Origin of the sequence: Mumia zhuanghuii (genome assembly GCF_042681565.1) — a bacterium.
Lineage (GTDB): Bacteria > Actinomycetota > Actinomycetes > Propionibacteriales > Nocardioidaceae > Mumia.
On the sequence record NZ_JBHUFT010000002.1, the window covers coordinates 364,111 to 375,586 of the forward strand.

An 11,476-nucleotide genomic window follows, 5' to 3' on the forward strand; every position below is an offset into this window, starting at 1 on the left:
AGGGACATGTGACACATGCCACACTTCCGCCATGACGTCGTACGACTACGTGGTGGTGGGTGCCGGCAGTGCCGGAGCGGTGGTCGCGACGAGGCTCACGGAGGACCCGTCCGTGTCCGTCCTCCTGCTGGAGGCCGGGCCGGTCGACGACGCCGACGAGATCGCGATCCCGGCCGCCTTCGCGAACCTCATCAAGACCCGCTGGGACTGGGGCTACAGCACGGTCGCTCAGAAGCAGCTCGGCGGCCGCAGGGCGTACTGGCCACGCATGAAGGCGCTCGGCGGCTGCTCGTCGATGAACGCGATGATCTACATCCGCGGCAACCGGGTCGACTACGACACGTGGCGCGATGCGCACGGCGCGACCGGATGGGGGTACGAGGACGTCCTTCCGTACTTCCTGCGTTCCGAGGGCAACACCCGCCTCGCGGGCCCGTACCACGGGCAGCACGGCCCGGTGCGTGTCGAGGACCGCGTCTACACCCACCCGCTGAGCGAGGCGTGGGTCGAGTCGGCGGTGGCCTCGGGCCTGAAGGCGACCGACGACTTCAACGGCGAGTCGCAGGAGGGCGCGGGGCTCTATCAGGTCACGTGCCGCAAGGGCCGGCGCTGGTCCGTGGTCGACGCCTATCTGCGCCCGGCGCTCATTCGCCCGAACCTCACCGTGCTGACCGGGGCGCTGGTCACGCGGATCGTGATCGAGGGCGGGCGGGCCACCGGCGTCGCGTACCGCGTGGCCGGCGGCGAGCAGATCGCCCGCGCCGAGCGCGAGGTCGTGCTGTCCGGCGGCGCGGTCAACAGCCCGCAGGTCCTCATGCTCTCCGGCATCGGCCCGGCGGCCCACCTGCGCGAGCACGGCATCGACGTCGTCGCCGACCTGCCCGGTGTCGGCGCCAACCTCCACGACCACCCGGCGCTGCCGCTCGTCTGGGCGACCAGGGACTCGACCGACCTCGCGGAGGCGTCGACGCTCGGCAACCTCCTGCGCTGGAAGGCGACCGGCAAGGGGCCGCTCGCCTCGAACGTCGGTGAGGCGGGGGCGTTCTTCGCCACCCGTGACGGGCTCGCGGCACCCGATCTCCAGGCGCACGTCGCGCCGAGCGCGTTCTACGACAACGGCATGCACGAGCCTCAGGTCCGGTCGATGACGATCGCGCCGACGCTGGTCAGCGTCGCGAGCCGCGGGTCGCTCCGGCTGCGGTCGGCGGACCCGACCTGGCACCCGGAGATCGACGCCGCCTACTACGACGACCAGTCCGACCTCGATGCGATGGTCGCCGGGACGCAGCGGCTCCTCGAGACCGTGGCGTCGGGGCCGCTCGCGCGCTTCCTCAAGGATCTGTGGCTGCCCTCGGCGCGGCGCGCGGTGCCGACCGAGGCCGAGCTTGTCGCGCACGCCCGGGCGCAGACCCAGACGCTGTTCCATCCCGTCGGCACCTGCGCCATGGGCGACGGGGAGGCCGCGGTCGTCGATCCGGAGCTGCGGGTGCGGGGAGTCGTGGGACTGCGGGTGGTGGATGCGTCGGTCATGCCGGTCGTGCCGCGCGGCAACACCAACGCGCCGACGATCATGGTCGGCGAGAAGGCTGCTGACCTGCTGCGGGGGCGCGTCCTGCCGCCGGCGCGGGTGGGCGGCGCGCGCGTCGGTGCGTGAGTGGTCACCCGCGCCGGCGCGGTGACCACGGAGTCACCAACGCGTGCGGGGTCAGGCGAAGAAGTCCGCGAGGATGGGCGCGAGGACCGTCGGATCGACGTCGTGGGTCTGGTCCGGGAGCGACTGGTACGCGGCGGCGCTCACGAGGCACGCCACGATCCGTGACGGACGGCGCAGCAGCTCCGGGCTCGCGGCGCCGTCGAGGACGAGCGTCGGGACGTCGACGTGCTCGAACCGGCGGCGTGGCACGATCCCGTCGCCGAGCAGTGCCAGGTCGTACGCGAGGGTCGGCGCCAACGCCTCGTACTCCCGCCACACGGGGGTGTGCCGTACGAGCGTCACCATCTCCTTCGGCATCCCGGTCAGTGACATGAGCGTGGCCACCGCGTCGCCGTACCGGGAAGGCCCGCGGTCCTCGTCGGCCAGGATCGCCTCGAGCTCGTTGCGTGTGCGGCGGACGTCGGCGGGGCCGGTGACCTCACCGGTGTACGGGGGTTCGTACACGGCCAGGCGTCGTACTGGGAGGCCTGCGGCGACCGCTTCCAGCGCGAGCGCGGCACCGGACGACATCCCGAAGAGGCAGGCGTCCGGGCCCGCCTGGGCGATCACGGCAGCCAGGTCCTCAACCTCGCGGGCGGGTGCGTACGGGGGAGTGTCGCCGCTGGTCCCGCGTCCGCGGCGGTCGTAGTCGTACACGGTGAAGCGCGCCTCGAGCGCCATGGCGAGCGGCCGGCCGGGATCGGTGCGGCTCGACGTGAGGGCGCCGTCGACCAGCACCACCGCTGGCCCGCTGCCGCGCTGGGTGACCCCGATCGCGGTGCCGTCGGCGGACAGGACGCGGGTGCGCGTCGTCGGAGGTGCGCTCATGCCCGTACGACCTGCGGTGCCCGCCGAACTCATCGCGAGATGGAAGTCCGGTTGTATCCCTTGTGTCATGGTTTCTGATCACGAAACGGTTACAACGCTGGATCTGGAATAGCGTTCCGATGGCTGTGCATGAGTGGATCGCCGGTATGGCAGCCAATGAGGCAGCTGATATAGACAGGCTGGGCGAACTATGACCAACGGTCCCATTTCACGCGCTCTTGTGGGCATCGTGCTGAGCGTTTCCTCGGCAATGGTCGCCGGTCTTCTTGCGGCCACGCCAGCAACGGCGGCAATTGATCAGTCGGAAAGATCGAATCCCTCCGCTGGAGTGACAGATTCGGACGGCGACGGCGTCCAGGATCGCCCCGATGCCGTCTCGGCATCACTGGCTGCACGGCTCGCGGACAAGAAGGTTGAGGATCTGTCGGCGCGCACGGAGTCGGCGCAACTCTTCGCGAACCCTGATGGCACATGGACAGAGGAAGTGGCCTCGGGTCCGGTGCGGGTGAGGGATGACGCAGGGAAGCCGGTTGTGAAGTATATTGCGTACGCTTGGGCGCGGGTTTTTGTAGGGAAGTACTTCCGAAGAAAATACCCGGTCTGGTTGGGCGAGTACGCCAATACCTTCACCGACTATGGGCGTATTAACCCGTTATGAGGTGTGTGTGAGGAACTTCGCTTTGGCCGACATGCTTGCCGTCGGTCTCATAACGTGTTTCCTATTGGCGGTATGGGGAACTGCGTTGGCTACTTGTGGCAGTCGTTTGAGGAGAAAATCTGGCTGGAGGCGTCAGACCGTCGGTGTGCTCGTGTTGTCTATACTCATCGTCGGAGGGCCAATCCTTTCCGCTGTTTACCTCTCGGCGCTCCTGGTCGGCCATTTGGCAGGGCCTCGCGTCAATGCCATCTCCAGGCGCAGGGAGGCCCCGCCTACTCAACACGACACGGCCTCCCAGTCATGATGTCCAGCCAGCCCGCAATCGTCGCCATCGAGATCGCCGAGTCCGCCTGATGAACAGCTCTGCAGTGGCCCGGTCCACCGAGCAGTAGTCTTCGCGATGACGAGGTTGTGTCCTGCATCGCAGACCCCTGGAGGACGAGATGGCGACCACGAACGCGAGCTCACAGCATACGAAGGCCCAAGAGAACACCGGGGACCAGCCCGCGCCCACGACCTTCGACTCGCTCAGCCCGATCACCGGTGACGTCGTCGGCACCTACCCGGTGAGGTCGCGCGAGGAGGTCGACGCGGCTGTGGAGCGGGCCCGTCCCGCCGCGCAGTGGTGGGGTTCGCTCGAGTTCGCGGACCGCAAGGAGATCCTCAACCGCTGGAAGGGCGTGATCACGCGCCGCATCCACCAGCTCGCCGACGTCGTCCACGCCGAGACGGGCAAGCCGCACAGCGACGCCGTCCTCGAGATCGCCCTCGCGATCGACCACCTCGCGTGGGCCGCGGGCCACGCCAAGAAGCTGCTCGGCCGCCGTACGGTCAACCCCGGCCTGCTCATGGTGAACCAGAAGGCGACCATCGAGTACAAGCCGCTCGGCGTTGTCGGGGTCATCGGCCCGTGGAACTACCCGGTCTTCACGCCGATGGGCTCCATCGCGTACGCGCTGGCGGCGGGCAACGCGGTCGTCTTCAAGCCCAGCGAGTACACGCCGGGCGTCGGCCAGTGGCTCGTCGACTCCTTCGCGGAGGTCGCGGGCGACCACCCGGTGCTCCAGCTCGTCACCGGCCTCGGCGAGACCGGCGCCGCGCTGGCGTCGTCCAAGGTCGACAAGGTCGCCTTCACCGGATCGCCGGGCACGGGTCGCAAGGTCATGGAGGCCGCCGCCAAGAACCTCACGCCTGTCGTCATCGAGGCCGGCGGCAAGGACGCCATGATCGTTGACGAGGACGCCGACCTCGCCGCGGCCGCCGATGCCGCACTGTGGGCTGGCATGTCCAACGCGGGCCAGACCTGCATCGGCATGGAGCGCGTATACGTCCACCAGAAGGTGTTCGACGCCTTCGTGGCCGAGTTGACCGCGCAGGCGGCGGAGGTGCGCGCAGGCAGCGACCCCGAGGCGAAGTTCGGCCCGATCACGATGCCCGGCCAGCTCCCGATCATCAAGCGCCACATCGACGACGCGCTCGCGCGTGGCGGCCGGGCCGTGGTCGGCGGCGCGGACGCGGTGGGGGAGCGGTACGTGCAGCCGACCGTGCTCGTCGAGGTCCCCGAGGACTCGGTCGCCGTGACCGAGGAGACCTTCGGCCCGACGCTCGTCGTCAACAGCGTCCCCTCGATGGAGGATGCGATCCGCCGCACCAACGCCACCTCGTACGGGCTGGGCGGCGCCGTCTTCGGCAAGAAGCGTGGCGCCGAGATCGCGCACCGGATCCGCTCGGGCATGACCTCGGTCAACGCGGTCACGGCGTTCGCGGGTGTGCCGTCGCTGCCGTTCGGCGGGGTGGGCGAGTCCGGGTTCGGGCGCATCCACGGCGAGGACGGGCTCAAGGAGTTCACCTACTCCCACGCGGTGACCGTGCCGCGGTTCAAGCCGATGATGGTGCTCACGAGCTTCAAGCGGACCGAGGCGCAGGACAAGAAGCTCACGAGCCTGCTGACCATGCTGCACGGCGGCAAGCAGCTCAAGGACTGAGCGCCGCACTTTCCGTGGGGCCCAACGGAAAGTGGGCGGGCGCGGTCAGCCGGTGGGCAGCTGCTGGGCCTGGATCGCGGTGATCGCCACGGTGTTGACGATGTCGCGCAACGTGGCGCCGCGCGAGAGGTCGTTGACCGGCTTGCGCAGGCCCTGCAGCACCGGCCCGACCGCGACCGCACGGGCCGAGCGCTGCACCGCCTTGTAGGTGTTGTTGCCCGTGTTGAGATCAGGGAACACGAACACCGTCGCGCGCCCCGCGACCTCCGACTCGGGCAGTTTCGTGCGCGCGACGGCGAGGTCGATCGCGGCGTCGTACTGGATCGGCCCTTCGATCATCAGCTCGGGCGCCCGCTCCTGGGCGAGACCGGTCGCGTTGAGGACCTTCTCGACGTCGGCGCCGCTGCCGGAGCTGCCGGTTGAGTACGACAGCATCGCGACCCGCGGCTCGATGCCGAACGCCGACGCCGTATGCGCCGACGAGATCGCGATGTCGGCGAGCTGGGTCGCGTCGGGGTCGACGACGACGGCGCAGTCGCCATAGACCAGCACCTGGTTCTCGAGGCACATGAAGAACACCGACGACACCGTCGAGACTCCCGGCACCGTCTTCACGACCTCGAGCGCGGGGCGGATCGTGTGCGCGGTGGTGTGGACCGCCCCCGACACCATGCCGTCGGCGTACCCGAGCTCGACCATCATCGTGCCGAAGTACGACACGTCGGTGACCGTCGTCCGCGCGTCCTCGAGGTCGACGCCGCGGTGCTTGCGGCGTCGGTAGTACTCCTGCGCGAAGTGCTCGCGGTCGTCCGACGTCCGCGGGTCCACGATCCGGGCGGCGGACAGGTCGACACCGAGGCTCGCGGCGCGTCCGGTCACCGCGATCGGGTCACCGAGCAGCGTCAGCTCAGCGACGCCGCGGCGCAGCAGGATGTCCGCGGCCCGCAGGATGCGCTCGTCCTCGCCCTCCGGCAGCACGATGTGGCGCCGGTCGGCGGTCGCCCGGTCCAGGATCGTGTGCTCGAACATCAGCGGAGTGACGACCGTCGTCCGGGACACCTCCAGCCGGTCGAGGAGCGCGTCGCCGTCGATGTGCTCGGCAAACACCGCGAGCGCGGTCGCGATCTTGCGCGGCGACTCCCGGGTCAGCAGCCCGCGCCGCCCCGTCAGTGCCTGAGACGTCGCGTGCGTGCCGAGGTCGGTGGCGACGATCGGCATCGTGGAGCCGACCCCGCGCAGCAGCCGCTCGACCTGCTCAGGCAGCGCGATACCGCCGTTGAGCACGACGCCGGCGATCTGGGGGAACTCGGTCGACGCATGCGCCGACAGCACGCCGAGCACGATCTCGGGGCGGTCTCCCGGCACGATCACGACGGCGCTCTCGAAGAGCCGGTCGAGCACGTTCGGCAGGGTCATCGCGGCCACGACGAAGCCGCTGGCCTCGCGTCCGAGCAGCCGCTCGTCGCCCCGTACGAGCGTGCCGTCGCACGCGGCCATGAGGTCGGCGACCGTCGGTGCGGACAGCACGGGCTCGTCCGGAACGGAGTACACGAGCACGTCGCGATCGACGAGCGTCGCCGGGTCGGCGGCGACCTCGGGGTCGGTCACGCGGTTGATGACGACGGCGAAGAGCTCGGCGTGGTTCGCCTCAAGCTCGGCCACTGCGACGTCGGAGATGCCCGCGACCTCGGCGCGCGTACGGTCGGCGCCGTTGAGCACGAGCAGCACCGGCGACGCGAGGTTGGCCGCGACCCGTGCGTTGTACGCGAACTCGGTGGGCGCGGCCACGTCCGTGTAGTCCGTGCCGACCACCACGACCACGTCGCACGCCGCGGCGACCGCCGCGTGGCGGTCGATGATCTGCTCCATCGCCGCGACGGGATCGGCGTGGATCTCCTCGTACGTCGTGCCGACGGCCTCCTCGTACGAGGTCGTCACCGCGTCGTGCGCCACCAGCATGTCGAGGACGTAGTCCCTGCCGCCTGTGGCCGCGACGTCTCCGCGCACGATCGGACGGAAGACACCCACGCGGCGTACCCGCCGTGACAGCTGTTCGACGACGCCGAGCGCCACGGTGGACTTGCCGGTGAACCCCTCGACGGACGCGATGTAGACGCTGCTTCCCACCCGCCCGAGCCTAGGGCGGTGCGGTGCGGCGTGCCCGTCCGGTCCCGCGACCACCCCTGCGGAGGTGAGCCAGGTCCCACCGCGGCGACGCGCGTGGGACCTGATTCACCGCTCCGGGTGGGAGCGGGATTCGAGCGTGAGCAGCATCGTGATGTCGTCTCGGTCGTCACCATGGCCGACGCGGATCGCCCCCGGAACGCGGCCGACCTCCTTGTAGCCGCAGCGCGCGTAGAAGTGCTCGAGCCCGAGCCCGCCACGGCAGCTGAGGCGTACGGCCTCGATGCCGGGCATGCTGCGCGCCAGCGAGCCGAGCGCGAGCATCAGCGCGAAACCGGCGCCGCGCCCCTGGGCCGTGGGGTGCACCATGATGGTCGTCGCCCAGACCCAGTGCTGCATCAGGCGATGGGAGTTCGACTCCAGGAACCCGGCGGCCCGCACCTGGTCGCCGTCGAGGCCGACAACCATCCGGATGCGGCCGTCGGCGACTGCCGCCAGCTGCTCGTCGAGGATCGGCTCGACGTCGAGCGGGGAGACCGGCGGGACGAACCCGATCGCACCACCGGCGTTCGAGGCGTCGGTCCAGGTCTTGAGCAGACCCGCCCGTACCGGTCGCGTGACGGTCGGATCGGCGACGAAGAAGAGAGCCACGGAGACACGGTACGAGGTGCCGTCCGGCGTCAGACGCCTGTGTCCGTCTGGGGGCCCACATCCGTGATCTGCACGACTGCCTCGCCCGCTTCGTCGGACGCGTCGAGGTGCACTGTGGCGAAGATGGCCCAGTCGCGGTCGCCCTCGGGGTCGTCGAGGATCTGGCGCACGTGCCAGACGCGGGGGGTCTCGACAGGCTCGACCAGCGAGGGGTCGGTGTCGACCGGCGAGGGGTCGGTGTCGACCGGCGAGGGGTCGGTGTCGACCAGCGAGGGGTCGGTGTCGACGACGAGCATCGCGGGGCCGCGCGCGTCGGGGCCGGTGCCGAGCGTGTCGTACTCGGCGAAGTAGTCCTGGATCGCCTCCTGCCACACGTCGGCGTTCCACCCGGCGGCACCGTCCATCGCGCCGAGGTCGATCCAGCGACGCAGCGCCATCAGCTCGACCCGGCGGAACAGTGCGTTGCGGACCAGCACCCGGAACGCCCGCTCGTTGGCCGTGACCGGAGGCGGGCCGGCGTCGAGGGCTTCGTGCTGGGCGATCACCACGTCGACCGAGCCGCCCTCGCCCGACGCGAGCGCCTCCCACTCGTCGAGGAGGCTCGAGTCGGTCTGGCGGACGACCTCGCCGAGCCAGTACGTGATGTCGTCGATCTCGTCGGTCACATAGCTGTCGGGGACCGTGTGGCGCAGCGTCCGGTAGATGTCCGACAGGTAGCGCAGCACGAGCCCCTCGGAGCGCGCGAGCTGGTACATGCTCACGTACTCGGCGAACGTCATCGACCGCTCCCACATCTCGCGGGCGACGGACTTCGGCTTGAGCTCGTAGTCGGAGACCCAGGGGTGTCCGGTGCGGTAGGCCTCGTACGCGACTTCCAACTCGTCGCGCAGCGGCTGGGGGTGCTCGACCTCCTCGAGGAGCTCCATGCGCTCCTCGTACTCCAGCCCCTCGGCCTTCATCTCGGCCACGGCCTCGCCCTTGGCACGGTTGCGCTGGGCGCTGATGATCGGGCGCGGGTCCTCCAGGATCGCCTCGAAGACCGAGACGACCTCGAGCGCGTACGTCGGTGACTCGGGGTCGAGGATCTCGAGCGCGGCGACGGCGAACGGGGCGAGCGGCTGGTTGAGCGCGAAGTCCGCCTGCAGGTCGACCGTCAGCCGTACGGTGCGGCCCTCGGCGTCGGGCTCGGCCAGCTCCTCAACGACACCGCCCTCGATCAGCGTCTCGAAGATCGACTCCGCCTCGGCGAGCATCCGCTCCTGGTCTGCCTCGCTCGCGTGGCTGTCCATGACCAGCGACTTCACGGCGGCGCGGGCGTCGCCGGGACGCGCGACGAGGTTCAGCACCATCGCGTGCGTCATCCGCATCCGCGACGCGAGCGGCTCCGGCTGGCCGGTGGAGAGCTTGTCGAACGTCCGGTCGGACCAGTTGACGAAGCCCTCGGGCGGCTTCTTGCGCTGGATCCGACGCAGCTTCTTGACGTCGTCGCCTGCCTTGCGGACCATCTTGGCGTTCTCGACCTCGTGCTCGGGTGCCTGGACGACGACACGGCCGATCGTGTCGTACCCGGCGCGGCCGGCCCGCCCCGCGATCTGCTGGAACTCGCGCACGTGCAGGTGCCGCTGGCGGATGCCGTCGTACTTCGACAGCCCCGAGAACAAGACCGTACGGATCGGCACGTTGATGCCGACGCCGAGCGTGTCCGTGCCGCAGACGACCTTGAGCAGGCCCTTCTGGGTGAGCCGCTCGACGAGGCGCCGGTAGCGCGGAAGCATCCCTGCGTGGTGCACGCCGATGCCCATCCGGACCAGTCGCGACAACGTCTTGCCGAACCCCGTCTGGAACCGGAAGTCACCGAGCGCGGCGGCGATCGTGTCCTTCTCCGCACGGGTCGTCACATTGATGCTCGACAGCGCCTGTGCGCGCTCGATGGCCGAGGCCTGCGTGAAGTGCACGATGTAGATCGGCGACTGCCCGGTCGCGAGCAGCTCCTCGACCGTCTCATGCACGGGGGAGGTGACGTACTCGTGGACGAGCGGGACCGGCCGCTCGGTGCCGGCGACGAGGGTCGTCTCTCGGCCCGTACGGCGGGTGAGGTCCTCTTCGAAGCGGGCGGTGTCTCCCAGCGTGGCCGACATCAGGAGGAACTGCGCATGGGGCAGCTCGAGCAGCGGGACCTCCCACGCCCAGCCACGGTCCGGCTCGGAGTAGAAGTGGAACTCGTCCATCACGACGAGCCCGACCTCGGCCGCCGCGCCCTCGCGCAGCGCCTTGTTGGCCAGGATCTCTGCGGTCGCCGCGATGATCGGCGCGTCGGCGTTGACCGAGGCGTCGCCGGTCATCATCCCGACGTTGTCGGCGCCGAACATCTCGACCAGCGCGAAGAACTTCTCCGACACCAGCGCCTTGATCGGGGCGGTGTAGAAGCTGCGCTTGCCCTTCGCCATCGCGGCAAACTGCGCGCCGGCGGCGACGAGGCTCTTGCCGGACCCGGTGGGCGTCGCGAGGATGACGTTCGAGCCGGACACGATCTCGATGAGCGCGTCCTCCTGGGCGGGGTAGAGGGTCAGGCCCTCACCCTCGGCCCACGTGCTGAACGCGTCGAAGACGACGTCGGCGTCGTCGGACTCCTCGGCGGCGGGGAGGTGGTCGACGAGGCGCATGATATGACCATCATCGCATCCGGAAACCACCGTCGAACGCCACCTCCACGGTCCGCGGGTGGGCCGGTGCGAGAATCGAGCACATGGTCAGCGAACCCGTGTACCACCGCTACGTCGCGCTCGGCGACTCGTTCACCGAAGGAGTCGGGGACCCCGACAAGCGCCGCCCCAACGGGCTGCGTGGTTGGGCCGACCGGGTGGCCGAGGTGCTGGCGACCAAGTCCGACGACTTCGGGTACGCCAACCTCGCCGTACGAGGTCGCCTGCTCAAGCCCGTGATCGCCGAGCAGCTCGAGGCGGCGCTCAAGCTGTCGCCGGACCTCGTGACGATCTATGCCGGCGGCAACGACATCCTGCGCCCGAAGGTCGACCTCGACCTCCTCGGTGAGCTGTACGACGCGGCCATCGGGCGGCTCGCCGTCTGCGGGGGGCGCGTGGTGATGTTCACCGGGTACGACCTGGGCTACGCGCCGGTGTTCGGCAAGCTTCGGGGCCGCGTCGCGATCTACAACGAGATCGTCCGCGAGATCGCCGACAGGCACGGCGCGACGCTGGTGGACTTCTGGCGGTTCCGCGAGTACCGCGACGACCGCTACTGGGACACCGACCGTCTCCACCTGTCGAGCTACGGCCACAAGCAGATGGCGTTCCACGTGCTCGACACGCTCGGGGTCAGCCACGAGCTCAAAAAGCCCCGTCTGCCGAAGGCGGCGCCGCCCACCAAGAAGCAGCGGCGCGACGCCGACCTCCAGTGGGCCAAGGAGTTCGCGGTGCCGTGGGTCCAGCGGCGGATCAACGGGACGTCCTCGGGCGACACGGTCAAGCCGAAGCGCCCCACGCTCGAGCGGATCTGACCGCCGCGAGGCACCGCGCT

General features: G+C 69.8%; 8 protein-coding genes. 4 read left to right on the forward strand and 4 right to left on the reverse strand.

Features of this window, described 5'->3' with window-relative positions:
• The first annotated feature begins 31 nt into the window (after positions 1–31).
• Positions 32–1,654, forward strand: coding sequence for a GMC family oxidoreductase (locus ACFSDF_RS04855; RefSeq protein ID WP_167005960.1), 1,623 nt, complete (start codon positions 32–34; stop codon positions 1,652–1,654).
• Positions 1,655–1,705: 51 nt separating this feature from the next.
• Here ACFSDF_RS04855 and ACFSDF_RS04860 read toward each other — a convergent pair whose 3' ends face one another.
• Positions 1,706–2,554 carry an alpha/beta fold hydrolase gene (locus tag ACFSDF_RS04860; RefSeq protein ID WP_208322442.1) on the reverse strand — a complete coding sequence of 283 codons (849 nt, stop codon included), beginning with the start codon at positions 2,552–2,554 and terminating at the stop codon, positions 1,706–1,708.
• 157 nt (positions 2,555–2,711) lie between these two features.
• Between ACFSDF_RS04860 and ACFSDF_RS04865 the strand changes: the two genes are divergently transcribed.
• Both ACFSDF_RS04865 and ACFSDF_RS04870 read left to right on the forward strand, forming a co-directional pair.
• On the forward strand, positions 2,712–3,179 hold the full coding sequence (locus tag ACFSDF_RS04865; protein ID WP_167005957.1) for a hypothetical protein: 468 nt from the start codon (positions 2,712–2,714) through the stop codon (positions 3,177–3,179).
• Positions 3,180–3,622: 443 nt separating this feature from the next.
• Positions 3,623–5,164, forward strand: a complete 1,542-nt coding sequence (locus ACFSDF_RS04870; protein WP_377156486.1) for an aldehyde dehydrogenase family protein — start codon at positions 3,623–3,625, stop codon at positions 5,162–5,164.
• Positions 5,165–5,209: 45 nt separating this feature from the next.
• On the opposite strand, the gene pta is transcribed toward ACFSDF_RS04870, so the two are convergent.
• The 3 genes from pta to ACFSDF_RS04885 all read right to left on the reverse strand — a co-directional run bounded on the left by pta (position 5,210) and on the right by ACFSDF_RS04885 (position 10,602).
• Positions 5,210–7,291: a phosphate acetyltransferase gene (pta, locus tag ACFSDF_RS04875; protein WP_377156489.1), complete on the reverse strand. Its 2,082-nt coding sequence runs from the start codon at positions 7,289–7,291 to the stop codon at positions 5,210–5,212.
• Positions 7,292–7,396: 105 nt separating this feature from the next.
• Entirely contained in the window at positions 7,397–7,939 is a 543-nt protein-coding gene (locus ACFSDF_RS04880; RefSeq protein ID WP_167005948.1) for a GNAT family N-acetyltransferase, read from the reverse strand.
• Between the two features lie 29 nt (positions 7,940–7,968).
• Complete coding sequence (locus tag ACFSDF_RS04885) at positions 7,969–10,602, reverse strand: DEAD/DEAH box helicase (protein ID WP_167251560.1); 2,634 nt, start codon at positions 10,600–10,602, stop codon at positions 7,969–7,971.
• A gap of 83 nt (positions 10,603–10,685) precedes the next feature.
• Here ACFSDF_RS04885 and ACFSDF_RS04890 point away from each other — a divergent pair, with 83 nt between their 5' ends.
• Positions 10,686–11,456, forward strand: coding sequence for an SGNH/GDSL hydrolase family protein (locus tag ACFSDF_RS04890; protein ID WP_167005942.1), 771 nt, complete (start codon positions 10,686–10,688; stop codon positions 11,454–11,456).
• Positions 11,457–11,476 lie beyond the last annotated feature (20 nt).